Source organism: Falsiruegeria sp. JB4-1 (assembly GCF_055693495.1).
The window spans coordinates 2876161-2902668 of the sequence record NZ_JBVFTZ010000001.1 but is presented as its reverse complement, the minus strand read 5'-3'; the positions used below and the strand labels follow the sequence as shown (position 1 = coordinate 2902668).

The following is a 26508-nucleotide window of genomic DNA, read 5'->3' as shown; positions in this document are numbered from 1 at the left end:
TTTTGCGGCTTGGGTTACAAACTGTAGCGGATCACCATGCCATCATAGGCCGGGGTGATGTGGTCGGGGGTTTCGGCCTCGACCTCGGCATAGTCCAGGTCAATGTGCATGTTGGTCAATACGGCACGCTTGGGGGCCATCTTGTCGATCCACTCCAGCGCGCGCTCCAGATGTACATGGGTGGGATGGGGGGCACGGCGCAAGGCATCCAGAATCCAGCAATCCAACCCTTCAAGCTCGGCCCAGGCGTCGTTATAAATCTCGGCCACATCCGGCAGATACGCCAGATCGCCGATGCGGAAGCCCAGACTGTCGATCGAGCCATGGCCAACGGTGAAGGGGCGGAAAGAGATCGGGCCGCCGGGACCGTCGATTTCAAATGTACCGTCGATGGTCTTTAGGTCCAGGATCGGCGGATAGGGTGAACCTTCGGGTTGGATGAAGGCATAGCCAAAGCGTGACAGCAGGGCGTTCTGCGTGTCCCCGTCAGCCCAGACCGGCACCCGGGCGCGCATGTTGTAGACGATCATGCGCAGGTCATCGATGCCGTGCACATGGTCGGCGTGCGAATGGGTGTAGACCACGCCATCAAGCCGCCCGGTGCCTGAGTCCAAAAGCTGGCTACGCATGTCCGGCGTGGTGTCGATCAGCACGGTCGTTGTGCCCTCGGGCCCTTCACGTTCCACCAGCATTGAGCAGCGGCGGCGCACGTTGCGTGGGTTGTTGGGGTCACAATCGCCCCAATGACCGCCAAGACGCGGGACACCGCCGGACGAGCCGCAGCCCAGAATGGTGAAACGCAGCTCGCCCGTCATGCGGCGGCCTTGTGGCTGGCGGCTTTGGCGAACAGCCGGTCGAAGTTGGCCTGCGTTTGAGACGCGAAATCTGCGTAGTCCATTCCAAAAACCTCGGCCCCTTTGCGGGCGGTATGGGCGGTATAGGCTGGCTCATTTCGCTTGCCGCGATAGGGTGGGGGCGCCAGATAAGGCGCGTCGGTTTCCACCAGGATGCGGTCGACCGGTGCCATGGCAAAGATGTCGCGCAGCTCTTGGCTTTTGGGGAAGGCAGCGATGCCCGACATCGACAGGTAAAAGCCCAGATCAAGTGCCGCCTTGCCCAACTCGGCAGAGGACGAGAAGCAATGCATTACACAGGAATAAGGCGCGTTGCGGTGTTCTTCGGCCAAAATGCGCGCCATGTCGTCATCGGCGGCGCGGGCGTGGACGATCAGCGGCAGGCCGGTGCGTTGCGCGGCTTCGATATGGATGCGCAGGCTTTGTTTCTGCACCTCGGCGCTTTCGGCTGTGTAGTGATAGTCGAGGCCCGTTTCACCGATGCCCACAAATTTCGGATGCGCTGACATTGCGATGAGCTGATCGACGGTGGCCATGGGCTCTTCGGCGGCGCTCATCGGGTGGGTGCCTGCGGCGTAGAATACCGGCGCGTGGGCTTCGGCAATGGCGCGCACCGACGGTTCGTTGCGCAAGCGGGTGCAGATTGTCACCATGCGGGTGACGCCAGCCTGAGCCGCGTTTGCAATGATCGTATCCAGCTGCCCCTCGAAATCGGGAAAATCGAGGTGACAGTGGCTATCGGTGATTTCCGGTGTGATCTGGTAGTCGCTCATTGGCCCCAACTGGCGGTTTCCTGCATCTTGAAAACCGTATCTAGGACAAGTGCAGCGGGGTCAAGGTTCACCGCCTGACCATGGCGTGCTCGGGCCGTGATCGTTGCGGCAATTTCCGCCCATTTGCGGCCGCGATGCGGATCGGATGCCAGTTTCAACAACACTTCTCCCTCACCCGGAGCCGCTTGTGGTTCGGGGGGCTGACCGGTGGCACCTGTGCGTGCAAGGCGGGCCAGGGAAATGTCGATGAGGTTCAGCAGCAGCTCGAACTTCTCTGCCGCGCCACGTTGTGCGGCGGCTTCGGCCAGTTTTAACGCCCGAGCGCGGTCCAGACGGGGCATGGTGCCCAGAATGGCGATGAGTTCGCTGTACATCTGTAGCCCGCCCAGATTGATCAGCCGCAGCGCCGCGCCAACCGATCCCGACGCCAAAGCGGCAAGGTGATCGGGGTTGGCGGGCGGCTCTGTCCCGGTTTGGGACAATGCGGCCTGCATGTCGTCTGCGTCCAGCGGCGACAAGCGCAGCGTGCGACAACGCGAGCGGATCGTGGGCAACAGGCGTGAGGGTTGGTGCGAGATCAGCAACAGCGTGGTGCGTGCGGGCGGCTCTTCGAGCATTTTCAGCAGGGCGTTGGCCGCGCTGGTGTTCATTTCATCGGCGCTGTCCACGATCACCACACGGCGTCCACCGTCCGTGGATGACAGGCCAAAGAAACGACCCAGTTTGCGGACGTCATCCACCACAATTTCGCCGCGCATGGTGCCGCGATCATTGGCCGAGCGGGTGATCGACGCCAACCCCGGTTCCGCGCCTGCCAACATGCGATGCACAACCGGGTGATCCGGATCAATGTTCAACGAGGTGGGCGGGGGCGGCGCACCAAACAGGCCACCATCATCCACCGGGGGCGTTGCCAGCAAAAACCGCGCGATGCGCCACGCCAGCGTTGCTTTGCCGACACCCTGCGGCCCGGTCAGCAGCCAGCCGTGGTGCAGACGATCAGAGGTAAAGGCATCCAGAAACGCCGCCTGCGCCGCATCCTGGCCAAACAACTGGGCGGTTTCACGCGGGTGGGGGGCGCCGGGCGCCTGATCCGGGGAAGGGAGGTCGTCGCTCATGTCCGCTCTATACCAGAGCCTGTTCGACGACGCTTGCAATATCGCGCGCCACGGCGTCCATGTCCCGATTGCCGTCGATCACGCGAAAGCGGCCAGAGAATTCATCTGCCAAGGCAAGGAACCCGGCGCGCATCTTGCGTTGCAGTTCGGGTCCGAAATCTTCGAACCGCTCTTCGGTGCCTTGACGGCCTTTGGCGCGACTCAGACCGGTTTCGGGATCCATGTCGACAAGGATCGTCAGGTCCGGCTCGCGTCCAATCATCAGCCCGTGCAACTGGTCAACCAACGCACGCAGGTCGCCACGTGACAGGCCCTGATACATGCGGGTGCTGTCAGCGAACCGGTCGCAGATCACAACTTTGCCCGCCTCCAACGCAGGCAGGATGGTACGTTCCAGATGGTCGCGGCGTGCGGCGGTGAAGAGCAGGATCTCGGTCTCGGCCGACCAGCGGTCGGGGTCACCTTCCAAAACCAGACGCCGGATTTCTTCGGCCCCGGGCGAGCCGCCGGGCTCGCGGGTCAACACGACGTCACGCCCCTGAGCTTGCAGGTGATCGGCCAAACGCCGCGCTTGGGTGGATTTTCCTGATCCGTCGATGCCCTCGAACGTCAGGAATAGACCTTTGGGTGTTGTCACATCGCCCCCGCAGGACCGTCAGTGAATTGCTTGAGCAGCAAGCTTGCGGCCGTTTTCATCCGCACCACGAAACCACCAAGAGGCACGTCCTGTACGGCCACCAACGGACGGCGCATTTCGGGCAAACCTTCGGGTTTGATCACCAGCTCGGCCAGTTGCTGACCCTTGGCGATAGGGGCGTTGAGTGGCCCGTCATAGACCACTTCGGCCTGAACCTCTTTGCCGCCCAGAACCGGTAACAGCAAGCTCAGATCTTCGGCCGGGACCAGCCCTACCGATTGTTGACTTCCCATCCAGACTTGGGCTTGGGCGACGGGGGTGTCGGCTTTGGCGATGGTCTTTTGACTAAAGTGGCGAAACGACCAGTTAACGATGGCTTCCGCCTCCTCTGCGCGCTGCGCCGTGCTGTCGAGGCCCGACACCACAAAGATCACGCGGCGGTCCGCCTGTTTGGCCGAACCCACAAGGCCGTACCCGGCCTCCTGCGTATGTCCGGTTTTCAGGCCATCTGCGCCGATCCCCAGTCGTAGCAAGGGGTTGCGGTTGCGGGTATTCGAAGGCGCGCGCCCGTCAAATGCAAATTCGGTTTCCGCAAAAAGAGGATAGTATTCAGGGAAGTCCGAGATCAGACGGCTCGCAAGTATTGCAAGGTCTTGCACCGACATCCGATGTCCTGCCGCAGGCCAGCCATTTGAGTTGGCAAACGTCGAGTTTTCCATGCCCATTTGCTTGGCCCGTTGAGTCATGTAGCGAGCAAAGCCTGCCTCGGATCCATCAGGGCTAAGTGCCTCGGCAATTACCGCGCAAGCGTCGTTTCCGCTGAGCACGATAATTCCACGGATAAGGTCCTCGACCCGAACCTTGTCCTGGGTATTGAGGAACATGGTCGAACCGCCGTAGTTCATTGCATGTTGAGAAACTGGCAGCTTCTCATCCAATGTCAGTCGCCCTTCGCGGAGTGCCTCGAACGCCACATAAAGCGTCATCAACTTTGACATCGAAGCTGGAGGCAGGGGCTCTTCGGCGTTTTTGGCCAATAGAACTGTCCCGGTACTCTGGTCCAGGACATATGCAGCCTTAGCGCTCGTATCAAAAGCCAGCGCCGGGACGGCGGCCAATGTCATAAGTAACGCTGCAGTAGTAGAACGGAACGTCGATAGCACGAGGTCAGCTCTCCTTAGTTGGTCACGGCATAGGCGTCAGAGAAGCCGGTCTCTTTAACCTTTTTCAGCAAGGCCGAGCGCTCGGATTTCGTCTGGGCGGGGCCGACGACGACACGCCAAAACGGTTTGCCGTTCGCGCTCTGCTCAAAGACAGTTGGTACCACCCCAGCGCTGCGCATCTGATTTGCAGTGCGGTTGGCGTTTTCTTCGACGCTGAAGATGCCGATCTGGATATAGGGTTTGCTCAATGAAGAGGTTTTCGGTTCCGGTGCCGGAGCTGCAGGAGCCGGGGGCTGTTCGGGTTCAGCTTGGGGCGCTGCTTCCGTGGCTGCAATTGCGGCGGCTGCTCCTGCGATCGGATCAAGTTGAGTTTCGGCGATTTCAGCCTCGGTCTCAATCGTATCCGCTTCTACAGGCTCGTCTGCGGGTGCTTCATCGACCACCTCACGGCGCAACGCGGTTACGTGCAATTCGACCGGGGAACCGGCCAACATGCCCAAAGCCGCCGCTGCATCGGAAGAGGCCTGAATGCGCGGGCCAGGAATATCGCGTTCGCGGCGGAACAAGGCGCCAATCACGAATTTACCGTTCGAGTTGTTGCGAATAATGACCCGCTCGGGTTCGGTTACGCCGGAATGAGCCACCCAGACGCCCCCCAACGAGGGTCGTCCGTCCCACAATCCTGCTTCTGTCACTTCGAACACTTCGGGCGCTTCGACATCTCGTTCGATCAGTTTGGTGCTTTGACCGGTGGCTTCGGTAGTCGTTTCTGTGTCTTTGTCTTTGGGTTGCAGAAACGGCACCTGTGCACCTTCTTCGCATCCTGCCAACACGCCCAGCATTGCCGCACACAAAACCAGCCTTTTCGACAACCTGCGTGTTTTTGTCCGTTGGATCATGTCGTATTCCTTGCCTGCTTTGGACGTGTTTCACGCCCTGGGTGCCGGTTGTCCGGTCATTCGCTCATGTTCGAGCCTCAGGCCCGTTCGCCGCGACCATAACGCGCATGGCTTGCCAATGAAAGTCCGCTGCTTCGGGGTCGGCAAAAATTCCCCCTTTTTTCGGCTTGCGCTGTACAGAACGACAGCCTAAATCACATCGCACGCGGGGAGGTGGCAGAGTGGTCGAATGCGGCGGTCTTGAAAACCGTTGGGCGTGAGAGCGTCCCCGGGGTTCGAATCCCCGTCTCCCCGCCACCAGAACCCTTATTTTTTTATAGCCAAAACAACACGATAAACGGGTCTGATGCTGGTTGGTTGAATGGCCTATCCGGCCTTCGGGTCACGCGGGCATGTGACACCGCTGTGTATTAAAGAGGTATTTGCGGCACATACATCCCCACGCGACAAGAGCATCATTCCGCTGCCTTGTTTTGGGTTTCAACGCGCAAAACGGCCAGAACCTGCTCAAGCTGCTGGCCCGATGACGTGGCGTATTCCAGCGCCATTTTCATCACGTCGTCCGACAAGGGCGCTGCCGGAGCCTCCTTGGGCTTCGACGACAGACCGCCGACAACTTGGGCAACCTGCTTTTTCTCTAGATCGTCCGTCACCCGGCCAAAAGTCGTTGCGGTTATATCGGTTGTTGCGTGACCGGCATGCTAGGACACGGCCTCCAGCGGAACACCGGCCTCCAGCAAAGCAGTGATACCACCATGCCTGCGCGAATGCAGGCCCGGTGTGACGCCCAACCGCCATCGAGATTTCAGTCAGGCGAAGTTCGAACCAACGTCACGGGTAGTCAAATTGATATTCGAGTGCCCCCAAATCACAAGCAAATGGCATGTTCTCACAAGTCGCAGGTTCGTTCTGTCCCCAAATTAGGGACATGGCGGCACAAAGCCGTAATACAGACATTTTTGGGAGACAAATCATGCTTAAGACTATCACAACCGCCATCGCCCTCGTCGTTGCAGCAACAAGCGTCAGCGCAAGCGAAATTCACATGGCGAAGGCAGCGCATAATCCTGCAAAAGTTTACAAGAAAGCCCAGAAGGTCTGTGGTGGTAACTTCTCGATCATCGACAGCTGGTCGAATGCCGGAGGGCTGGTCGCCGACATTATGCCCGGTCCTTTTAGTTGGTACGGCATCGCCTATGCTTGCGGTGGCGACGGTGGCATTACACCAACCTTCGCGTTCCGCGGTCAGCAGTTTGATTACGGTGCTATGGTTGCGGCCATGTCTGCTGCAAACAAATCAACGCATTGCACGATCTCTTCCAACGGAATGACAATGGGTGTGGTTGGCAGTATCAACTGCAACTGACAAGCGTTCAAAGCTTTCGAACAAGCTGACTTTTGCGAAGGGAGCACGGCATGAAGTTGATCGCTGTCATCCTGCTTGGGTGGGTCGCCCCGACCATCGTCACCTTGTACTTTTTCGAGGGGGACTGGCGACCGCTCTGGTTCCCCCTCGTGGTTTTCGCAAACTTTCTGCTGTTCAGGGTTGGGCAGTCAGACTGAGGCCGCTCACCCCCACGCCGTGTAACATCCAAATGTAACGTAGGCATGTGTCGCATGGGTCGCATACGTTAAAACACGACGGAGCACGTCAAAAAGCCAATAAAAACAAGGGGCCAAAAGGCCCCCTGCCGTCTTGAAAACCGTTGGGCGTGAGAGCGTCCCCGGGGTTCGAATCCCCGTCTCCCCGCCACTCTATCCAACATTGAAAACCTGCGTGCCACGGTCGGTTCGACCTCACCCACGCAGCGCCGATTGGATTTCAGAGAACCTTGGGTTCCGGGGTTTTGTCTGATGTGAAAGATCAATTGCCTTGAAACAGGCGGCACGTCTTTTGAGGTTGCGTAAAACTTTGAACGGCGCAGCGCGGTGACATGCGACCTTGCGGCCTTGGAAAAGGGGGGTAAATGCCTCACTGACGCGATATTGAGGGTTCCCATGTCGATTGACCAAAGCACCGCCGCCAAGGTGGCCAAACTGGCCCGGATCAAGGTCGAGGATGACGCGCTGCTGGCGCTGGCCTCGGAGTTCAACACGATCCTGGGATTCATCGAGCAGCTGAACGAAGTGGATGTGGAAGGGGTCGAACCGATGACCTCGGTGACGCCACAGCGCCTGAAGCGCCGTGAAGATGTGGTGAATGATGGCAGCCAGCAGGACAAAGTGCTGGCTAACGCCCCCGACGCCCGCGAGGGCTTTTTCGCTGTGCCGAAAGTGGTGGAGTAAGACATGAGCGATCTGAACAAACTGGGCCTGGCCCAGGCCCGTGACCTGCTGCGCAAGGGTGAGACCACCAGCGTGGAGCTGACCGAAAGTTGCCTGAGCGCCATTGATGCCGCTGATGCGTTGAACGCGTTTGTGCACAAGACGCCCGAGATCGCGCTGGAGCGTGCCAAGGCTGCGGATGCGCGCATTGCAAAGGGTGATGCGCCTGCGATGTGCGGCCTGCCGATCGGCATGAAGGATCTGTTCTGCACCAAAGGTGTCGACAGCCAGGCTGCTAGCGGCATTCTGGAAGGGTTCAAACCCGAATACGAATCCACCGTCAGCCAGAACCTGATTGACGCAGGTGCTGTCATGTTGGGCAAGTTGAACATGGACGAGTTCGCGATGGGCTCGTCGAACGAAACCTCTGTTTATGGCAATGTGGTCAGCCCCTGGCGGCGCGAAGGCGACACCGCTGAATTGACACCGGGCGGCTCGTCGGGCGGCTCGGCTTCGGCTGTGGCCGCGGACCTGTGCCTGGCCGCAACCGGCACCGACACTGGCGGCTCGATCCGCCAGCCTGCGGCCTTTACCGGCATCACCGGTATTAAGCCTACCTATGGCCGCTGCTCACGGTGGGGCGTGGTGGCTTTTGCCAGCTCGCTGGATCAGGCCGGACCGATGACCAAGAACGTGCGCGACGCCGCTATCATGCTCGAGGCGATGTGCAGCCACGACCCGAAGGATAGCACCAGCGCTGATCTGGCGGTGCCGAATTTCGAGGCGATGCTGACCGGCGACATTAAGGGCAAGAAGATCGGTATCCCCAAGGAGTACCGTATGGACGGTATGCCTGCCGAGATCGAAAAGCTGTGGTCCGAAGGCGCAGAGATGCTCAAGGCCGCTGGTGCCGACATCGTCGATATCTCGCTGCCGCACACCAAGTATGCGCTGCCTGCGTATTATGTGATCGCTCCGGCTGAGGCGTCGTCGAACCTGGCGCGATATGACGGTGTGCGTTACGGCCAGCGTGCGACGCTAGAGGCGGGTGACGGCATCACCGAGATGTACGAAAAGACCCGCGCGCAAGGATTTGGCCCTGAGGTGCAGCGCCGTGTTATGATCGGCACCTATGTGCTGTCGGCAGGTTTCTATGACGCTTATTACAACCGCGCGCGCCGTGTTCGCACCCTGATCAAGAAAGACTTTGAGGATGTCTTTGCCGCTGGCATCGACGCGATCCTGACGCCTGCCACCCCCTCAGCGGCCTTTGGGTTGGGTGAGATGACAGATGCGGATCCGGTTCAGATGTACCTGAATGACGTCTTTACAGTCACCGTGAACCTGGCGGGTCTGCCCGGTATCGCGGTGCCCGCAGGCGTGGACAAACAGGGTCTGCCCCTGGGCCTGCAACTGATCGGGCGCCCGTGGGAAGAGGGTGATTTGCTCAATACCGCTTACGCGCTCGAAGAGGCTGCGGGCTTTGTAGCCAAACCAGCAAAATGGTGGTAATGCTGCTGCTCAAGTAAGAGCAAAAAACGGCAGGATAGCAGCCATGCGCCCATATCTTTTGATCCCCGTCATCGGGGTTCTTGCAGCTTGTGATCCAAAGGTTCCCGATTCCGCAGCCGGGGTCGGGTTCGGTCCATCACCGGAGCAGGCCGAACGCGAAGCCGCCTTGGCTGGACAGACGATCAATGGTGATCCGTTGATCCCAGCTGCGGCTGTATCGTCCGAGGCCCTGCCGTCTGGTGGAACGCAAACTTTACAACCTGCTCAGGCGCCGGGCTTGTTTGCTGATGCTACCCCTTCGACGCCCACCGATCCACAGACCGCAATTCCATCGGCCTCTCTTGCGACCGGCAGTACCCTGACGGCCCAGGACATCGCGAATGAAACCGAAGCGGCGCTTGCAGCAGCAGCACAAAATTCTGGTGTTGCTCCAGTTCAGGCCAGCCCGTCCAACCCTCCGCCGCAAGTGCTGGATAATCCTTCGATTTCTGATGAACAGGATTTTTCCGCAGTTTCCAGCCGTCAGTCCATCGAAAGTGATGCCGAGCGGATTGCACGCAACCGTGAACAATATCAAGTGGTTACAGCTACTGCTGTTCCGCAGCGGGCCGGAACAGCTCAACCGAATATCGTCAGCTACGCTCTCAATACCAACAATCCCCGTGGCACCAAGCTTTATAGCCGCGCGGGTTTCAACCTTGAGGCTAAGTCGAAGCGCAACTGCGCAGCTTATGCGTCGGCGGATCAGGCGCAGATAGAATTTTTGAGCCAAGGTGGGCCGGAACGTGACCGCAAATCCCTGGATCCAGACGGGGACGGCTACGCTTGCAACTGGGATCCTGCGCCGTTCCGTCGTGCCGTCCAGAATTGACCCACAGGTAGATGCGAGGGGCGCGCTCTGGCATCCGTCGCCGAACTTTGGTGCCAGGCGGAACGGGCTGACACCGACGCTTGTGGTGCTGCACTATACGGCGATGACCAGTGCCAAGGCCGCCCTGAGACGACTGTGCGATCCCACGGCCGAGGTTTCGGCCCATTACCTGGTCGGAATGGATGGGACATTATGGCAGATGGTGCGAGAGGCAGATCGCGCCTGGCATGCCGGGGCCGGAGAGTGGCACGGTCAGAATGATATCAATTCGCGTTCGGTTGGAATAGAGCTCGACAATCGGGGCGATCATCCCTTCTCGGAGCCCCAGATCGCGGCGCTGGAGCGCTTGCTGCCGCAAGTTTTACATCGCTGGCAAATCCCACCATCGGGCGTAATCGGACATTCCGACATGGCGCCAGGGCGCAAGTTTGACCCGGGTTTGCGGTTCGACTGGCAGCGGTTGGAACGGCAGAAGTGGGCTGCAGAGCGGGGGCATGACACCGGGCCGCAAAAAGCTTCGATGAGTTTATTTCGGGAACTTGCCCGCGATTGCGGCTTCACGGCTGATGTAGATGACGAAACTCTTCTGGCTGCGGTTCGCTTGCGCTATCGTCCCTGGGCTCACGGCCCGCTGGAGCCAGAAGATTTTTCTCCGCTGGGTCACACAGCCTTGTGGACCTGATCACTCACAGCGTTTGTAAGAATTACCTGAGTGTACCTGAACCGCAGATGATGGCTGGGGATTTCGGGTGCACTCCCGCCTGTTGTCGATGTTTTTGGCGAAACATCTCCTCCCGTTGGGCCGGGCCGCGCTTCGCGCGGCGGTTGGCGCTTTGCAGCAACGGTTCGATTGTAGCGAAACACCGACGACAGACGAGACCGCGCCGAGCCAAAGGCGAGGCGCACGGCCCAAGTCCGTTCGCAGGGCTGACGCAGTCAGGTCTGCTCGGGCGCGGGAGTACCCCTGTCTTAAGAAGACTTGCCTTCTCCTCTTGACGCCTTCTCTGTCACCGCATACGCAGCCGCTTGCGCGGAGGGCCGGATGGCCGCGGGTGGGGGCGACCCCACGCGAGGAAAGTCCGGACTCCATGAAGCAACGGTGCCGGGTAACGCCCGGGCGGGGAAACCCGACGGAGAGCGCCACAGAAATGATACCGCCGCGCCTGTCGCGGTAAGGATGAAACGGTGGGGTAAGAGCCCACCGCGCCCCTGGCAACAGGGGTGGCACGGCAAGCCCCACCGGAGCAATGCCAAATAGGACCCCCGCGCGGGCCTGTGTCGGCCTTGGTCGATACCGCCGCTAGGCGCGCTTCAGCCGAGAGGGGTCGGGTTGGCAGCTCGAGCCGCGCAGCAATGCGTGGCCTAGATGAATGGTCATCAAAGGGGGCAACCCCTGAACAGAATCCGGCTTACAGGCCCTCCGCGCGCTCACTCGACAGGGACTTACCCACCCGGCGGGGTATAGCCCGAGGTCAACGACGCGGCCTTGCTGGCGATGTCGCCAAATTCGGCGCTGGTCCAGGCCCGAACCGTTTCGACGTCCTGAACAGCACCTGAGGCGGCAACCGCCATGCCCAAGGCAACGGTGTCGGTGCCATCGGCGGCTTCGCTGATCATGACAACGTCATTGGATCCGGTCGTGAAGTAAAGCGCGACGACCTTTGCCCCGACTTTGTCCATAAGTGCCTGAATGGCGACCCCGCGATCTTCGGGTTTTGACAGCAGGCCTTGCAGACCAGATGTCGAGTACGACGCATAGGTGATAAATAGTGGCATGGTTCCCTCCTTTGGGATTGGTGGTTTTTGAAACGTTTTCTGTCGAATCGGGCGACCGTCACATCGCTGAAGTCACGGCAGTTGCGCTCAGGTAGAGGCCGCTGCAGACAAGTGCGCCCCCGGTGACAAATGACAGCCAGCGACCCTTCGGGGCGATCTTTTCAAGGGCCACGTAGATCGCGATTCCCGCAATCCAGTAGAGATTCATAATCCCGCCAACAAAGAGCAGGGCCATCAGGGCCCAGCAACAGCCCAGGCAATACAGCCCGTGATCCCCGCCAGTGGCAAAGGCCCCCAAAAGGCCGGGGCGATGATGCTCGGCCAGAAAATGGGCAGGAGAGCGGCAGTGACGCAGGCACGCATCCTTGAAGGCCGAGAGTTGGTAGAGACCAGCAGCCAGCAGCAGCACTCCGGCGGCGCCCTTGGATTTGAGCGTCATCATTGGGCCATCCGATAGTCCGGCGGCCTCAAGACCCCATTGCGCCCCGGTCGCGCCCAGGCTGAAGATCCCCCAGGTCACAAGATACCCAACCAGGAACAGAGCGGTGAAGGCGCCCGACCTGGGTGCGTCGGGCCCCATTTTCTTGATGGCAGCAAACAACAACACGGTGGGTGCAGCGCTTGGGGTCATCATGGCGATCATCATGACCCACCACATCAGGAATATGAGCACCGCATGAAGCGCAGTCCACGGCGCGGCAGAACCCATTTGCATGGGCTCTCCGACCTGGCGAGCCATGCGCGTCATCTCAACAGCCGACATGTTCATGCCGACCCCGAACACGGTGTATGTGGCCGCCAGAACAACAACCAGCGTGAGGCTGATCAGAACGATTGCCCTGTCGCGCCTGAGCAATTGCTCAACGCGCTCAGACGCGGCAGCGCCAGTGTTTCGTGTCATGATCGGGTCCCGTCAGGCGCGTACGACGCCGTCTCCACTCAGATGCAGCCGGGCAAAATGAGCGTGGGTGCCGGTGTTCTTCAGCAAAGACAGAGCTCCGCCCATGGTTCTGGTTCGGCCCTGTGCGGCCTCAGCCTGAGCAAACTCAAATCCATTTGGCAAATCAAAGCGTACCCGGTGAGGTTCCCCCGAGACAACATTGGCCAGTGGCTGTCCTTCAACTTCGAAAACACCATCAACGGTGGCCTTTCCGACTCGGTTTTCCCTGTCGAGTTCAACCGAAATCGTTGCTGTCAGGGTTTCATGCTTGGTTGGGCACATGGCACCGAACACAAACCACATGGTCGCCATTTCCTGGGTGTCACCCCCTGTCATGATCGTCTCCAGGGCCGCCTTTTGCGCAGCACTCGCGGTGGCGTCGATGATCAGCTGCATCTCGCCGTTGCCTTCGTGAATAGGGCCGGGCCATTTGTAGACCGATGCCGCCTTAACCCCGCTCAGGTCGACATCACCGTGATGTCCGCTTTCAATATCGTAGACCACAGCAGCTTCGCAGGTTCCGTCAGTCGGCAGGACGCTAAATTGACACGGACACCCAAAATTGCAGTTACAGTTGGCCATTTCTTCGCCACTGATCATCCAATTCGTCATAGTATATTCCCCCAATAGAGCGCGGCACAATCGCCGCTACTGCTCGCACTTTCGTTGCCTGAAGCGCGGCCTCGTGCCGTTTTTCGGTTCGACTTGATGTATTGGGTCTTGGACGGATCGTATCACAGATCCGTGATCTAGTCTAATTCAGCCAGGATCGGTGCGGGGCAGACGTTGGCAGGAAATGCAATTTGCGGTGCCAAGACTTCGATTCTGGTGTTGACTCGCGGGCCGGGACAGGTAAAAGCGCACGCTCATAGGAATTCAACCGAAAGGCCCGCGCCTTTTGGGCTCAGGAGAGAACTCATGGCGAAGCCGACGACCATCAAGATCCGTCTGAACTCGACCGCTGGCACTGGCCACTTCTACGTGACCAAGAAAAATGCCCGCACCATGACCGAAAAGATGGTTGTGCGTAAGTACGACCCGGTCGCGCGCAAGCACGTCGAGTACAAGGAAGGTAAGATCAAGTAAGTCTTACTGATCTGGATTAATCCTGAAAAAGGGTCACGTCTACGCGTGACCCTTTTTCTTTGCCACGGCCAGGGTTTCGTTCACATTTGACTAGCATCTCTGATCGCTGCGTCAGGAAAATGACGATGTATCTGTCATGTTGGCGCCGAAGCCAACACAGTCCGACAGGCCGTGCATAGGCATATGGTTTGGAAAAAAGGTCGCCAAGAGGGGAAACGCGACACGGAACGTTGGATAATTTTCCTCAATTCCAGCAGATCTAGTCAAGTATCTGGGAGTAATTGAGGTACCTTTGCAACCCAAAATGACCTTCGCGACCATTCGAATGAAACAGCGCTTGCTATGTGGGGGCGGCTGCCGCTAGCCTAGCGGTGTCTGCCACTAACCTTCGATTGTCATGAAAAAAATCCTGCTGCCTGCCTGTCTTTCCGCCCTGACTTTGTCCGCTTGTGTGGAGCTTTTTCCACGTGAGGGGGTTGGATTTACGGGTATCGACGGAGAACCCAGGACGTTGAGCGAGGCCAAGGGTTCGGCGGATTATGTCTCTCGTGGGGCATCTGTCCCGGCGCGATTGGCAGCGATCCCGCCGGTTCGTTTGCAGGCTGAAAGCGCAGACGTCAGTGCAATGGCAGGAGCCGCCATTGATGCAGGTGGTCGGACGCCGTCAAATGCGGTTGAGGTTGGTGGTTCTGGCCGTACCCTGTTTTTGAGCATGGTCGAAGTGAACCGCGTGCTCTTTGCCGTGTTGCGCACAGCCGAAGGAGACTCCAGCCGGATGCAAGAAGGGGCAGGGGCAGAGTTCGTGAACTCGGTGCCGCGTCTCACCGGCTGTCTGGCAACGGGTCCGGCTTATCAGAACGGCAAAAATGCACGACGCACCACTGCCTATGCCGTTGCGTTGAACTGTAGCTAAGACTAGGCACGCCATTCCGCGTAAATCATTTTGGGGCTTAGCCCTGCATCGGCCATCAGCCGTGCCGATGCCTCGTTGAAGCTGGCGTATGTCGTGGCAATGATGTCGACCCCCGTTTCAGCCAGGTGGGTTTTCATAGCGTCGATCAACGCGCTCCCGATGCCCTTGCGCCGATGACGTGCATCTACCGAGATGTGGTGCAGCATGGCCCGTGTCTCGGCGCGACGGACAGGCGTGGCAGGGCGGTGCTCGATCTCATAGATTACATAGCCACAAAGCGCATCGTCGCCCTTGGCAACCAGACAATGCATGTTGTCGTTTTGCATCCAGCCCGTCAGCCACTCCAACGTCTGAAAATCGTCGGTTATTGGCGGGTAGCGTTCTGGCTGATGTTCCACATGCAATGCGTGAACTAGGTGGAGCAGCGGTAAAATCCGATGCGCATGATCATGAGCAAGGGGGCGGATGATCATAAGAATATCCCATAAGACATAGAAAAAGGGCGGGTTCGATGTGAACCCGCCCTTTCAGAATGTGGTGTGTTGGGGTGCGCTTACTCGCGGTTTCCAAACAGCTGGAGCAGGAACATGAACATATTGATGAAGTCCAGGTAGAGGCTCAGCGCGCCCATGATGGCAGCCTTGCCCAGCCATTCCTGGTCGCCCGCGTGGGCCATCTGCAGGTATGTGTTCTTGATCTGCTGAGTGTCATAGGCGGTCAGACCGGCAAAGATCAGAACACCGATGGCCGAGATTGCAAAGGCAACCGCTGGCGAACCCAGGAAGATGTTGACGATCGAGGCCACGATCAAGCCGATGACGCCCATGATCAGGAAGGTGCCCATGGCCGAGAGGTCTTTTTTGGTGGTGTAGCCCACCAACGACAGACCGGCAAAGGCGATCGCAGTGATCAGGAAGACCTGAATGATCGATTGGCCGGTGAAAACCAGGAAGATCGAGCTGATCGACAAGCCCATCACCGCTGCAAAGACATAGAACACCAGCTGTGCAGCGGATGCTGACAGGCGGTTGATGCCTGCACTGAAGCCAAAGATGAACAACAGCGGGGCAAACATGATCACGTATTTAAGAGCCGAGCCGTAGATCGTGTAACCAAACGATGTCAGGTATTTGTCTGCGCTCAGCTGAGCAACGGCCGCCGTTGGGTCGGCAGTCACGGCCAGGCCGGAGATCGCCCAAGCAGCAGCAAAAGTGATGAGCATGCCAACGGACATGGTGCCGTAGACTTTGTTCATGTGGGCGCGCAGGCCCTCGTCGATCTCGGCAGTGCGCGCGCCTGCGGCCGTCCGGACCGTGTCGAATTGTGCCATCAATGGTCTCCATTTAACATTTTGGGGCCGCACGGAGAAACCGGCAGCTTTCATACAGAATATCGGAGAGGTTGGGCGAAAATTCAAGTATTTCCGGTACCTGATCTGTACCGAAAATGGGTCAAATCGGCAGTGTTTGCATTTAGGGGCTGCCGATCTGTGTCTTATTGTTCATGGCTTAGCAACGCCATGTTTCCGGAGCGTCCCAAATTGGGCGTCGGGCTTCGCGTTCTGCCTCGGCACGTGAAACGCCAATATCATCCAACATTGCGTCGTCCATCTGCGACAGGGAGCGGCGTTGGCTACTCACTGCAAACAAACGCGAAATGGTCTGCAGAAGCGAAGCGCGCGGGCGGCAAGGGGCAATCGAGGTGTTGATGAGGGTCATGGTTCGGTGTCCTTTCCGGTGTTGATGATTTCGGCTCATTTGATCAATTTCCTTGATGTATATGGCATCTTGTGTTTGATTATGAAAACGAATGTTTTTGATATAATTCATCAAGGATTGTGATAATGAGAAACTTGGACATCACCACCCTTCGTTCCTTTGTGGCGGTTGCGGACAGCGGAGGTGTCACAAAGGCCGCTGGATTTCTGAACTTGACGCAATCCGCGGTGTCTATGCAGTTAAAGCGACTGGAAGAGTTGCTGGGGCTGGAACTGTTGGACCGCTCCGGGCGCGGGATCGCATTGACCGCATCCGGCGAACAGCTGCTGGCCTATGCGAGACGCATGGTGGCGTTGAACGACGAAGTGATTGGGCGCCTGACGGATCAGGCTTTCGAAGGCGAAGTCGTGCTTGGTGTGCCACATGACATCGTCTATCCGGCAATTCCGCGCGTCCTAAAGCAGTTCAACGCCGCATACCCGCGGATGAAGGTACAACTATTGTCCTCTCACTCTCTGCTGCTGAAAGAGAAATTTGAAAAAGGTGAATGCGATGTCATCCTGACCACCGAAGTGGACGCAGGCCCAGATTGTGAAACAATCGCTGAACTGCCTTTGCGATGGGTTGGGGCCCCGGACGGGTCCGCATGGCGTCAGCGACCGTTGCGTGTTGCCATGGGACGCCGTTGCCTATTCCGGCCCAAGGTTTTAGCAGCGTTGGATGAAGCAGATGTGCCCTGGGATTTGGCGGTGGAAACCGACAATGACCGCACTATCGAAGCCACGGTCAGTGCTGATCTTGCCGTCCATGCCATGTTGGAAGGGACCGAACCCAGATATTTGGTGCAAATCGATAGCGGAGGGGGCCTGCCGAACCTGCCTGTTCACAAAATCAACCTGTATGGCGCGACTGGTAGCAAAGGCCCAGTGGTCGACGAACTGGTGTCACTGGTCCGACAGAGTTTTGTCAATCTTGGTGGAACCCATCTGAAAGCCGTAGGTTGATATTTGCAGGTGATTTGGGGGAACCCAAGACTGACAGAGAGCCAGAGACGTCACACAAAAATTGTTACGTCCTAAAAAACTGGTCAAAACGCTCAGCAGACTCTGTGCAGCTTTGGGTTCCCTGGGACAGCTTTTGCCGGACAGACGCGTGAAGAGGCCTCTTCACAAGTCAACCCACTCACTGCTCACTTGCCTCAAAAGCCCGTGCCGATCCAGCGCAGCTGCACCTAGGGGTAGCGGAGGGTAAATCCACGTGACAATGACTTTCAACTCGGGTGGACGCAGTGCACAGAATTCAGGACATGGAGTCAATTTGAGCTGGTTTTGCAAAGAGCTGACTTGCCGAGATTGCGAAGTCGTATAGACTATCAGAGTTAACAGTAAACTGCCCGCGGCAAGAATGGGTGTGTATGGCGAGGGGGGCTACATGCCTGATTTAGAAGAGGCGCATAACGATGCCTCTTCCGCGCGATTGGCGCACAGTCATTTTTCTGTACGGGATCTGCCGTCTCGTCGTCGATTCGAAGAGTGGCGCGAGAGTATTTCTTGTATTTTTGAAGTTGAGGCGGCAGCAGACGTCCGGCAAAGCGACTTCAGCGCAAGTGTGGATGGCCATCTGCTGGATGGCGTCATGCTTGCAGAAACCAGTTCGCGGCAACAGAAATGGTCGCGTACATCACAACGCATTGCTGCCGATGGAATGGATCACTACATGATCCAGCTGTTTTCGCATGGCAACATGGCGACGGATCAGGGAATAGCCAACGACGTGGCGCCCAAAGGCGGGCTTGTGGTCTTTGATCTTGCACGCAAAGCAAAGTCGGTAACAAACGATTTTACCAATGTTTCCCTGATCTTGCCGCGCGAAATGGTGGCTCCATTTTTGCACGAACCTGACGATCAGCATTTGCGCTATCTTCCGTCTGAGCAACCTTTGGTGCGGCTGTTGCACAATCAGATCCAAACATTGCGCAGCATCGCGCCTGAAATGACTCATGCGCAGGCCGTCGAAGTTGTACCTCATGTCGCAGGATTGGTTTCGGCTTGTCTGAACGGCACAGTCAATGGATCGCCCATCACGGGGTCGGACGTCCCCTTGGCGACAATTGCAATCGTGAAGAAATTCATCGAGGAGCATCTCGCCAATTCTTGCCTGTCACCGGAAGATGTTGCGCGCCACGCCGGGGTATCCCGAAGCAAGCTGTATCGGATTTTCGAATCTTATGGCGGTGTCGTTAGATACATCCGTTCTCGTCGACTTCGTGCTGTTGCGCGGCATCTGGCGGATCCAGCACAGGCCCACCGTCCGATTTATGACGTGGCATGGTCTTGCGGGTTCGACAACGCGTCAGCCTTTGCCCGCGCGTTTCGCGCCCGGTACGATCAATCTCCGCGCGCGTATCGAGAAAGAGCCAAAACCCTACGCCGGGTTGATGTGACCCGGCGAAACACGGCCGAAAACTACGAAACCTGGCTGCATCAACTCTAGCCCAATACCAGTGGAACTAGGACTGGGGGGAGCACCAGCGAGTTCATCGCCATTAGGCGGTGATGATCACTTTGCCTGTAGATTTACGATCTTTGAGCAATTGCATGCCTTCTGCGACCCGGCCCAAAGGTAAGGTGTGGCTGATATGTGGTTTGATCTCGCCCTTGGGTGTGCCAGTCAAATAGGGTGGAGAAACTGTTCTGAACCACGTCAGGGCGGAACTTCAGATAGCCGCCGATGTAGAATCCGATGACTGTCAGGTTTTTGACCAACAGGTGGTTTGCCGGGATCTGCGGGACTTCGCCACCGGCAAATCCGATGGGCAGCAGGCGACCTTCGGGGTTGGTGGCGCGAAACGCGGCCTTGAACACTTCGCCACCTATCGCGTCATACACCACGTCAGCACCGCCAAGTTCCTTAACGCGAGTGCGAAGATCTTCGGCATCGTCGATCACAATGTCGGCTCCAGCCTTTCTGGCAACTTCGAGCTTGTCAGCGCCCCGCGCATGGGCAATCACTCGTGCGCCCATGAGCTTGCCTATTTCCACGGCAGTCAATCCAACGCCGCCTGCTGCACCGGTCACCAAAAGTGTTTCACCCGGTTGCAATTGCGCGCGGTGATCCAGCGCAAGGTGGCTCGTTCCATAGGCGATCTGAATAGCGGCCGCGTCTTCAAAGCTCATCGTGTCAGGCAGTTTGACGGCGCGATCGGCATCAAAGACCCCGTACTCTGCCAACCCGCCATGACCGGAATACACCGCGATTCGGTCGCCTGTTTTCAAGCCGCTTACGTTCGGTCCAACGGCGTCGATTTCACCCGCAACCTCAAGTCCAAGCGTGAAAGGGGCAGGGGGAATGTCCTGATATGTCCCTTTCTGCATCAGCAGATCGGCAAAATTCAGCCCGGTGGCCCGGATACAGATCCGAGATCTGCCCTAGGCCGGGGGTCGGACAGGGAATCTCAACTAGGGAAGCGGACTCACCCTGGGATTGTATTTGATAAGCAAGCATCCTGGTTTCCTTGTTTTCTTGCAGGTGAACCGCAGCTGTTGATCCGAATGTCGGGCTTGGTAATGCGAACAAACGGATGCGTCTGCAACCCTTTGATGCATGGCGTTCCGCCAATTTGCGTAGCATCATTCAATTTAATTTGAGCCACATCCTTAAACTTGTGTTGGGGCTATCGGAATCAACCGGGTTGAATTCAATCGAAAAGTTCGTAATATTTTCCCTGTGGTGCGGTTCGGGTCGCATTGGTGAAATTAGGGATATGTTAAACGGCAAGCCTCAATTGTGGGACGAGCGCCGCGCCCTGTTGTCGAAACCCGGACGGTTGTCAGTGAAACAGAGGAGATACCCTAATGACCCATCCCGTTGATGTCCATGTGGGCAAACGCGTACGGCACCGTCGTTGGTTGATCGGTATGACGCAGCAACAGCTGGCCGAGCAAGTCGGCATCAAATTCCAACAAATTCAAAAGTATGAAACAGGTGCGAACCGGATCAGCGCCTCGCGTTTGTGGGACATCGCGGATGCTCTGGATGTACCTGTCAGCTTCTTCTTTGAAGGGCTGGATGACGCACATAAAAGCACGCCGGAAAAGCCGAATGTCCCTGCTGATCTGATGGGAGACAAGGAAGCTTTGGACCTGGTGCGGTCTTACTATGCAATCCCTGAGAACCAGCGCCGTCGCTTGTTCGAACTTGCCCGCGTTCTAAGCGACGTTGCGTGAAACAGGGCTGACAACTTAGACTTGCAATTGAAGTACGCGAATGTCACTCGTGACACATGACTTCTGACGCGATTACTGACCTGCAAGTGGCACATGAAATGGCAGACGCTGCACGAGCAGCGATTCTGCCATTTTTTCGTCGTGCCGACCTGACTGCCGAAAACAAGCTGACCGATGGCTTTGACCCGGTCACAGCCGCAGATCGCGCAGGCGAACAGGCCATGCGCGAAGTTCTGAGACGACATCGGCCTGATGACGGGATCTGGGGCGAGGAATTCGGCCAGAGCGTAGGACAATCTGGTCGGCAATGGGTTCTGGATCCTATCGACGGAACGCGTGGGTTTATCAGCGGAACCCCGACTTGGGGTGTTTTGATTGCGCTGTCGACCGAAACGGGGCCAATCCTGGGTATCGTGGATCAGCCTTATATCGGTGAACGGTTTGTAGGCTCGACAGGCGGGGCGGAAATGACCGGTCCGCAAGGTGTGGCAGAGCTGAAAACCAGAGATACGCAGTCTCTGGAGGATGCAGTGTTGTTCACCACGTTTCCTGAGGTTGGAACACCGGAGGAACGCGCCGGATTCGAAGCCGTGGCAAGCCAGGTGCGGCTGACCCGCTATGGGATGGACTGTTATGCCTATGCCTTGTTGGCGGCTGGGCAGGTCGATTTGGTGATCGAAGCAGGGTTGAACGCCTATGATATCCAAGGCCCCATAGGTGTGATCGAGGCGGCTGGCGGTATCGTCACCGATTGGCAGGGTGGCCCGGCTCACAATGGCGGGCGCGTGCTGGCCGCGGCCAATTCTAACATTCATGCGGCAGCACTGAATATTCTAAAGTCTAAATAGTCTCGCCTTGAGAGATTGCCATTTTAGCGCTAGGATTTCTCCCGCACCGGTTCTTCAGCCCACTTTCCATCGGTGCATTTCACACTTCGACCTGAGGTGGGCAAACAGGTGGAGTGTGCGATATGCATGAAGTTCTGATCAAGAGCGCTGATGTCATCTTGACGATGGATGATCAGCGGCAAGAGTTGTCGGCTGCCGATATCCTGATACGCGACGGGGTAGTTGCCCAGATCGGGCAAGCGCTGGAAACCAGCGGCGAGACAGTAATGGCCAAGGGCTGCGTGGTGACGCCGGGCCTGGTGAACACCCATCACCATCTTTATCAATCATTGACCCGCGCGGTGCCCGGCGGGCAGGACGCGTTGCTGTTTGGCTGGCTGCAGACGCTCTATCCGATCTGGTCGCGCTTTGGGCCCGAAGAGATGTTTGTCTCGGCGCAAGTGGGTTTGGCTGAGCTGGCGTTGTCGGGCTGCACACTCAGCTCGGATCACCTCTATCTCTATCCCAATGGATCGCGTCTGGACGACACCATTGCGGCGGCCGCCGAGATCGGGATGCGGTTTCACCCTACGCGCGGCGCGATGAGCATCGGCGAGAGCGACGGGGGCCTGCCGCCAGACAGTCTGGTCGAAAAAGAAGCCGCCATTCTTGAGGATTCCATTCGCGTAATCGACGCCTTCCACAATTCCGGCGAGGGGGCGATGGTCCGCGTTGGGTTGGCACCGTGTTCACCATTCTCGGTCAGCCGCGATCTGATGCGAGATGCAGCCAATTTGGCACGGGACAAGGGAGTGATGCTCCACACCCATCTGGCAGAAAATGACGAAGATATTGCTTACAGCCTTGCAAACTTTGGCTGCCGCCCTGGGCAATATGCCGAGGATCTGGGCTGGACAGGGGATGACGTCTGGCATGCCCATTGCGTGAAGCTGGACGGGCAAGAGATTGATTTATTTGCACGATCCAGGACCGGCGTAGCCCATTGCCCCTGTTCCAACTGTCGACTGGGCAGCGGTATAGCACCGGTGCGCGCTATGCGGGACGCAGGCGTAAACGTCGGCTTGGGTGTCGATGGCTCAGCCAGCAACGACAGCGGCAATCTGATCGCCGAGGCGCGCCAGTCCATGTTGCTCCAACGGGTAAACAACGGTGCCGATGCCATGTCGGCGCGCGAAGCGCTTGAGATCGCAACGCGTGGTGGCGCGGACGTGCTGAACCGCCCGGACTGCGGGCGACTTGCGCCAGGCAAGCGGGCCGACATTGCGATCTGGGATGTGACGGGCGTGGAAAGCGCAGGCAGCTGGGACCCAGCCGCCTTGCTGTTGGCGGGCCCCACGAAGGTGAAACACCTCTTTGTCGAGGGTCGCCAGATTGTCCGTGATGGCCATGTCACAAGCATCGACCTGCCACGGGTGATCGAACGCCAGAACCAGTTGGCCCGTGCGCTTCAGGCGTAAACCCTGGGCTTCACCCTTTCAAAAATACACCCGCCGGAGGCTCGCACCCCTCAAGGGGTGCGATCAGCGCCGCTGGCCGTTGATCCAGACCTCGGCGATGGCGCGGTCGTCGCCCATCATGATGGTGGGGAACACCGCCTCCCACAGGTCATCCGCCACGGCAGAGCGTTGCGAAATTGCTGGGGTCGAGGCGAGATCAAGGACGATCAGGTCCGCCTCCATCCCCGGGGCCAGGTTACCGATCTTGTCGTCCATCCGCAGGCTGCGGGCTGATCCAATGGTCGCGAGCCACAGCAATTGAGCCGCATGGAGCGGCACGCCGCGCAGCTGGCCGATCTCATAGGCCGCCGCCATGGTGCGAAGCATCGAAAAGCTCGACCCGCCACCGGTGTCGGTGGCCAGACCAACCCGCTGTCCCTCGGCCATCAGGCCTGCCATGTCAAAGAGGCCTGAACCGATGAAGGTGTTGGACGTTGGGCAGTGCACCAGCGCCGCACCATGTTCGCGCAGTTGATCCCGTTCGCGCGGCTCCGGGTGGATCGCATGGCCATAGAGGCCGCGCCCGCCCAGCAGGCCAAATGCCTCGTAGGTATCCAGATAGTCGCGGGCCTCGGGGAACAGGTTGCGCACCCATTCGATCTCATCCGTCTGCTCGCTCAGATGCGTCTGCATCAGGCAGTCGGGGTGTTCCGCCCAAAGCGCGCCCATGGCTTCGAGCTGTTCGGGCGTCGAAGTGGGTGAGAACCGCGGCGTGATCGCGTATTCCAGCCGGTCGACACCCTGCCAGCGCTCCAGCAAGACCTTGGACTGGTCATAGGCCGTTTGCGCCGTGTCCCGCAGCCCCTCGGGTGCGTTGCGGTCCATGCAGGTCTTGCCGGTGACCACGCGCTGACCACGTGCCTGAGCCGCCGCGAAGAACGCATCGACGCTTTCAGGGTGGATGGTGGCAAAGCTACACATGGTTGTGGTGCCATGGTCGGCGGTCAGGTCCAGATAACGGCCAGCGATGTTGTCTGCATAGGCGCGGTCGGCGAACTTCATCTCCTCAGGGAAGGTATAGGTATTCAGCCAATCGATCAGCCGTTTGCCCCAGCTCGCAATCATCGCGGTTTGAGGATAGTGCACGTGGGCGTCGACAAAGCCTGCCATGATCACCTTGTCGCCGTGATGAACAACGTCGGCCTCGGGGTAGTCGGCCTTCAATTGGTCCAGACTTCCCAAAGCCGCGATATGCTGCCCGGACACAACAACCGCCTCATGTACCTGCACGGCATCGCCGGGTTCGCCCTCAAACGGGGTGCCGGTAAAGGACAGAACACGTCCCTGCAGGATGGTCTGGCTGGCCATTTTGTGGTGCTCCTCGTGCCGTCAATGCGCAGTCAATTTCCATCACACAGGATAGAGGCCCCGTTGATTTCGGTAAATTGCGCTATTGTCATTGTTTTCTGGTAGCAGCTTCTTCTATTTTGCGGCCAATCCAGAAGGGAGCAGAACATGACCACAGGCAACACTCCCATCGATCTTGATATCACCTCGGACGACGACGCCTATGAGCTGGACCGCAAGCAGGTTGCGGCGATCCTCTATGCAGTTGATGTCGAAGACCGTGAAAAGCTGACTGAACTGATGGAGCCGCTGCATGCGGCCGACATCGCTGACCTGTTGGAACAGATCAATCCCTATGATCGTTCACGTCTGATCCGCCTGTACGACCGCGAGTTTGACGGCGAGATCCTGTCCGAACTCGACGAATCTGTGCGCGAAGAAGTCATCGCGGTCCTGAAGCCCGACGTGCTGGCCGAGGCTGTGCGCGAGCTGGAAAGCGATGATGTGGTCGACCTGGTCGAGGACCTGGAAGAGCCGCAGCAAGAGGCCATTCTGGACGCGCTTGAAGACGCCGACCGGATCGCAGTTGAACAGGCACTGGCCTATCCAGAGAATTCCGCTGGCCGTCTGATGCAACGCGAGGTCGTCATGGCGCCCGAGCATTGGACAGTCGGCCAAGCCATCGACTTTATGCGCGACAGCGACGATCTGCCGGAGCAATTTTATCATCTGATCCTTGTCGACCCGCGCCTGCATCCCATTGGCTACGTGACCCTTGGCAAGCTGATGGGGACCAAACGCGAGGTACTGCTGACCGAGATTGCAGAAGAGGAATTCCAAACCATCCCCGTCGACCAGGACGAAGAGGATGTGGCCTATGCGTTCAACCAGTATCACCTGATTTCGGCCCCGGTTGTTGATGATGACGACCGGCTGGTGGGGGTCATCACCATTGATGACGCCATGGCCGTTCTGGATGAAGAGCACGAAGAAGACATTCTGCGTCTTGCCGGTGTGGCCGAAGAAAGCTCGTTGTCGGACAGTGTGGCCGACACCAGCAAGCGGCGTCTGCCGTGGCTTGGGGTGAACATGTTTACCGCCATTTGCGCCTCGCTGGTGATTTCGCAATTCGAAGATCTCGATTTCGCAGCTGGTGTCGTTGGCCATTCTGATGCCCATCGTTGCGTCGATGGGAGGCAACGCGGGCACACAATCGCTGACAGTTGCTGTGCGGGCGCTGGCCACACGTGACCTGACTTCATCCAACATGTGGCGGGTGATACGTCGCGAAGTGATGGTGGGCGTGCTCAATGGTCTGTGTTTTGCGCTTGTGTTGGGGACGATCGGGCTCATGTGGTTTGGCTCTCCGATGCTTGGGGTCGTGATTGGCTCGGCTTTGGTCGTGAACATGATCATCGCGGGCTTTGCAGGTACGGTAGTACCCATCGTGCTGGACAAGCTGGGCGTGGACCCGGCGCTGGCATCGGGAACCTTTGTGACGACCACAACGGACGTCATGGGGTTCTTCATCTTTTTGGGACTGGCGACGGTGGTGCTGTTATGAGCGATCTGGTTGCGATCAAGGCAGAAGCACGAAAAGCTGGCTTTGCCCGGCGTAAGGCGGCGTTTGATGCGCGCATTCCTGGAGCAGCAGGGCGTCTGTCCGAGGTTTTGGCTTACCACCGGGGTGTTTCGCTATCAGGTTACATGCCGATCCGGACCGAGATTGACCCGCTGGCAGCCATGGCCGAGGCCTCGGCCTATGGTTCCGTGGGCGTGCCGGTGATCCAGGGTGAAGGGCAAGCGCTGAAATTCTCGCGCTGGACGCCCGAAGGCGCGCTGCGCGCTGGTCCGTTTGGGGCGCAAGTGCCCGAGGTGGACGACTATTTCGAACCTGAAATCCTGATTGTGCCGCTGGTGGCCTTTGACGCAAACGGCGGGCGGCTGGGATATGGCGGTGGTTTTTATGATCGCACGCTTGAGGGGTTGCGCGCCAAGCGTCCGACACTGGCCATAGGGTTTGCCTTTGACGCGCAGGAGGCCGAGGACCTGCCTCTGGAACCGACGGACCAGCCGCTCAATATGCTGGTCACGGAAAGCCGGGTCCTGACGTTCTAGCGACCTGC

28 protein-coding genes, 1 tRNA gene, 1 other RNA gene and 2 pseudogenes are annotated in these 26508 nt (G+C 58.3%); 17 read left to right on the top strand and 15 right to left on the bottom strand.

Annotation, left to right across the window (positions count from 1 at the left end):
* Window positions 1-14: 14 nt before the first annotated feature.
* From ACZ1HE_RS14840 to ACZ1HE_RS14815, 6 genes are read right to left on the bottom strand one after another with little or no spacing between them, the layout of a single operon-like run.
* Entirely contained in the window at window positions 15-815 is an 801-nt protein-coding gene (locus ACZ1HE_RS14840) for an MBL fold metallo-hydrolase (protein ID WP_472621970.1), read from the bottom strand.
* A complete protein-coding gene (locus ACZ1HE_RS14835) occupies window positions 812-1627 on the bottom strand; it encodes a TatD family hydrolase (protein ID WP_472621968.1) in 816 nt (271 codons plus the stop codon). The genes ACZ1HE_RS14840 and ACZ1HE_RS14835 overlap by 4 nt, the downstream gene beginning before the upstream one ends.
* Entirely contained in the window at window positions 1624-2745 is a 1122-nt protein-coding gene (locus ACZ1HE_RS14830) for a DNA polymerase III subunit delta' (protein WP_472621966.1), read from the bottom strand. Before ACZ1HE_RS14830 ends, ACZ1HE_RS14835 begins: the two co-directional genes overlap by 4 nt.
* Window positions 2746-2752: 7 nt before the next feature.
* Window positions 2753-3382 (bottom strand): dTMP kinase, encoded by a 630-nt coding sequence (gene tmk / locus ACZ1HE_RS14825; RefSeq protein WP_472621964.1) that lies wholly within the window; start codon window positions 3380-3382, stop codon window positions 2753-2755.
* Entirely contained in the window at window positions 3379-4506 is a 1128-nt protein-coding gene (locus tag ACZ1HE_RS14820; RefSeq protein ID WP_472621962.1) for a D-alanyl-D-alanine carboxypeptidase family protein, read from the bottom strand. The genes tmk and ACZ1HE_RS14820 overlap by 4 nt, the downstream gene beginning before the upstream one ends.
* A 53-nt stretch (window positions 4507-4559) precedes the next feature.
* Window positions 4560-5444 (bottom strand): SPOR domain-containing protein, encoded by an 885-nt coding sequence (locus ACZ1HE_RS14815; RefSeq protein ID WP_472621960.1) that lies wholly within the window; start codon window positions 5442-5444, stop codon window positions 4560-4562.
* 207 nt (window positions 5445-5651) lie between these two features.
* Here ACZ1HE_RS14815 and ACZ1HE_RS14810 point away from each other — a divergent pair.
* Window positions 5652-5741 (top strand) — tRNA-Ser (locus ACZ1HE_RS14810).
* Between the two features lie 158 nt (window positions 5742-5899).
* Here the strand turns inward: ACZ1HE_RS14810 and ACZ1HE_RS14805 are convergent.
* Complete coding sequence (locus ACZ1HE_RS14805) at window positions 5900-6097, bottom strand: hypothetical protein (RefSeq protein WP_472621958.1); 198 nt, start codon at window positions 6095-6097, stop codon at window positions 5900-5902.
* 320 nt (window positions 6098-6417) lie between these two features.
* Here ACZ1HE_RS14805 and ACZ1HE_RS14800 point away from each other — a divergent pair, with 320 nt between their 5' ends.
* The 7 genes from ACZ1HE_RS14800 to rnpB all read left to right on the top strand — a co-directional run bounded on the left by ACZ1HE_RS14800 (window position 6418) and on the right by rnpB (window position 11520).
* Window positions 6418-6810 carry a hypothetical protein gene (locus ACZ1HE_RS14800; RefSeq protein WP_472621956.1) on the top strand — a complete coding sequence of 131 codons (393 nt, stop codon included), beginning with the start codon at window positions 6418-6420 and terminating at the stop codon, window positions 6808-6810.
* A 50-nt stretch (window positions 6811-6860) separates the two neighbouring features.
* Window positions 6861-7007: a hypothetical protein gene (locus ACZ1HE_RS14795; protein WP_472621954.1), complete on the top strand. Its 147-nt coding sequence runs from the start codon at window positions 6861-6863 to the stop codon at window positions 7005-7007.
* A gap of 435 nt (window positions 7008-7442) precedes the next feature.
* Entirely contained in the window at window positions 7443-7730 is a 288-nt protein-coding gene (gene gatC / locus ACZ1HE_RS14790; protein ID WP_472621952.1) for an Asp-tRNA(Asn)/Glu-tRNA(Gln) amidotransferase subunit GatC, read from the top strand.
* A 3-nt stretch (window positions 7731-7733) separates the two neighbouring features.
* Entirely contained in the window at window positions 7734-9221 is a 1488-nt protein-coding gene (gatA, locus tag ACZ1HE_RS14785; RefSeq protein ID WP_472621950.1) for an Asp-tRNA(Asn)/Glu-tRNA(Gln) amidotransferase subunit GatA, read from the top strand.
* A 43-nt stretch (window positions 9222-9264) separates the two neighbouring features.
* The gene (locus ACZ1HE_RS14780) at window positions 9265-10092 is read left to right on the top strand and encodes a hypothetical protein (protein WP_472621948.1); all 828 of its coding nucleotides are present in this window, start codon (window positions 9265-9267) and stop codon (window positions 10090-10092) included.
* A complete protein-coding gene (locus ACZ1HE_RS14775) occupies window positions 10076-10774 on the top strand; it encodes an N-acetylmuramoyl-L-alanine amidase (RefSeq protein ID WP_472621946.1) in 699 nt (232 codons plus the stop codon). Before ACZ1HE_RS14780 ends, ACZ1HE_RS14775 begins: the two co-directional genes overlap by 17 nt.
* Before the next feature lie 348 nt (window positions 10775-11122).
* Window positions 11123-11520, top strand: an RNA gene (rnpB, locus tag ACZ1HE_RS14770) — RNase P RNA component class A.
* Window positions 11521-11535: 15 nt separating this feature from the next.
* Here the strand turns inward: rnpB and ACZ1HE_RS14765 are convergent.
* The 3 genes from ACZ1HE_RS14765 to ACZ1HE_RS14755 are packed head-to-tail and all read right to left on the bottom strand — an operon-like array spanning window position 11536 to window position 13420.
* Window positions 11536-11868, bottom strand: coding sequence for a GYD domain-containing protein (locus ACZ1HE_RS14765; RefSeq protein WP_108787077.1), 333 nt, complete (start codon window positions 11866-11868; stop codon window positions 11536-11538).
* Between the two features lie 58 nt (window positions 11869-11926).
* The gene (locus ACZ1HE_RS14760; protein WP_472621944.1) at window positions 11927-12769 is read right to left on the bottom strand and encodes a DUF2182 domain-containing protein; all 843 of its coding nucleotides are present in this window, start codon (window positions 12767-12769) and stop codon (window positions 11927-11929) included.
* Between the two features lie 12 nt (window positions 12770-12781).
* Window positions 12782-13420: a DUF1326 domain-containing protein gene (locus ACZ1HE_RS14755; RefSeq protein ID WP_461405496.1), complete on the bottom strand. Its 639-nt coding sequence runs from the start codon at window positions 13418-13420 to the stop codon at window positions 12782-12784.
* Between the two features lie 306 nt (window positions 13421-13726).
* Between ACZ1HE_RS14755 and rpmG the strand changes: the two genes are divergently transcribed.
* Both rpmG and ACZ1HE_RS14745 read left to right on the top strand, forming a co-directional pair.
* Window positions 13727-13894: a 50S ribosomal protein L33 gene (rpmG, locus tag ACZ1HE_RS14750; RefSeq protein WP_039682682.1), complete on the top strand. Its 168-nt coding sequence runs from the start codon at window positions 13727-13729 to the stop codon at window positions 13892-13894.
* A 397-nt stretch (window positions 13895-14291) separates the two neighbouring features.
* Window positions 14292-14807: a hypothetical protein gene (locus ACZ1HE_RS14745; protein ID WP_472621942.1), complete on the top strand. Its 516-nt coding sequence runs from the start codon at window positions 14292-14294 to the stop codon at window positions 14805-14807.
* A 2-nt stretch (window positions 14808-14809) separates the two neighbouring features.
* On the opposite strand, the gene ACZ1HE_RS14740 is transcribed toward ACZ1HE_RS14745, so the two are convergent.
* The 3 genes from ACZ1HE_RS14740 to ACZ1HE_RS14730 all read right to left on the bottom strand — a co-directional run bounded on the left by ACZ1HE_RS14740 (window position 14810) and on the right by ACZ1HE_RS14730 (window position 16636).
* Window positions 14810-15280, bottom strand: a complete 471-nt coding sequence (locus ACZ1HE_RS14740; protein WP_472621940.1) for a GNAT family N-acetyltransferase — start codon at window positions 15278-15280, stop codon at window positions 14810-14812.
* Window positions 15281-15360: 80 nt separating this feature from the next.
* Window positions 15361-16137, bottom strand: a complete 777-nt coding sequence (locus ACZ1HE_RS14735; RefSeq protein WP_472621938.1) for a Bax inhibitor-1/YccA family protein — start codon at window positions 16135-16137, stop codon at window positions 15361-15363.
* A gap of 178 nt (window positions 16138-16315) precedes the next feature.
* Window positions 16316-16636 (bottom strand): DUF1127 domain-containing protein, encoded by a 321-nt coding sequence (locus ACZ1HE_RS14730; protein WP_472621936.1) that lies wholly within the window; start codon window positions 16634-16636, stop codon window positions 16316-16318.
* 14 nt (window positions 16637-16650) lie between these two features.
* On the opposite strand from ACZ1HE_RS14730, the gene ACZ1HE_RS14725 reads away from it, so the two are divergent.
* Together ACZ1HE_RS14725 and ACZ1HE_RS14720 are read left to right on the top strand one after the other, a co-directional pair.
* Window positions 16651-17529 (top strand): LysR family transcriptional regulator, encoded by an 879-nt coding sequence (locus ACZ1HE_RS14725; RefSeq protein ID WP_472621934.1) that lies wholly within the window; start codon window positions 16651-16653, stop codon window positions 17527-17529.
* Between the two features lie 427 nt (window positions 17530-17956).
* Entirely contained in the window at window positions 17957-19018 is a 1062-nt protein-coding gene (locus tag ACZ1HE_RS14720) for a helix-turn-helix domain-containing protein (protein WP_472621932.1), read from the top strand.
* A 52-nt stretch (window positions 19019-19070) separates the two neighbouring features.
* On the opposite strand, the pseudogene ACZ1HE_RS14715 reads toward ACZ1HE_RS14720, so the two are convergent.
* Window positions 19071-20029: pseudogene (locus tag ACZ1HE_RS14715) on the bottom strand (NADPH:quinone oxidoreductase family protein).
* A 350-nt stretch (window positions 20030-20379) separates the two neighbouring features.
* Here ACZ1HE_RS14715 and ACZ1HE_RS14710 point away from each other — a divergent pair.
* From ACZ1HE_RS14710 to ACZ1HE_RS14700, 3 genes are all read left to right on the top strand, one after another.
* The gene (locus ACZ1HE_RS14710) at window positions 20380-20751 is read left to right on the top strand and encodes a helix-turn-helix domain-containing protein (protein ID WP_085794954.1); all 372 of its coding nucleotides are present in this window, start codon (window positions 20380-20382) and stop codon (window positions 20749-20751) included.
* Window positions 20752-20807: 56 nt separating this feature from the next.
* Window positions 20808-21599, top strand: a complete 792-nt coding sequence (gene hisN / locus ACZ1HE_RS14705; RefSeq protein ID WP_472621930.1) for a histidinol-phosphatase — start codon at window positions 20808-20810, stop codon at window positions 21597-21599.
* A gap of 122 nt (window positions 21600-21721) precedes the next feature.
* Window positions 21722-23056, top strand: a complete 1335-nt coding sequence (locus tag ACZ1HE_RS14700; RefSeq protein WP_472621928.1) for an 8-oxoguanine deaminase — start codon at window positions 21722-21724, stop codon at window positions 23054-23056.
* Window positions 23057-23119: 63 nt separating this feature from the next.
* Here ACZ1HE_RS14700 and guaD read toward each other — a convergent pair whose 3' ends face one another.
* Window positions 23120-24403 (bottom strand): guanine deaminase, encoded by a 1284-nt coding sequence (gene guaD, locus ACZ1HE_RS14695; protein ID WP_472621926.1) that lies wholly within the window; start codon window positions 24401-24403, stop codon window positions 23120-23122.
* A 147-nt stretch (window positions 24404-24550) separates the two neighbouring features.
* On the opposite strand from guaD, the pseudogene mgtE reads away from it, so the two are divergent.
* Window positions 24551-25946 (top strand): annotated as a pseudogene (gene mgtE / locus ACZ1HE_RS14690) (magnesium transporter).
* Window positions 25943-26500 (top strand): 5-formyltetrahydrofolate cyclo-ligase, encoded by a 558-nt coding sequence (locus tag ACZ1HE_RS14685; protein ID WP_472621924.1) that lies wholly within the window; start codon window positions 25943-25945, stop codon window positions 26498-26500. Before mgtE ends, ACZ1HE_RS14685 begins: the two are co-directional and overlap by 4 nt.
* Window positions 26501-26508: the final 8 nt, after the last annotated feature.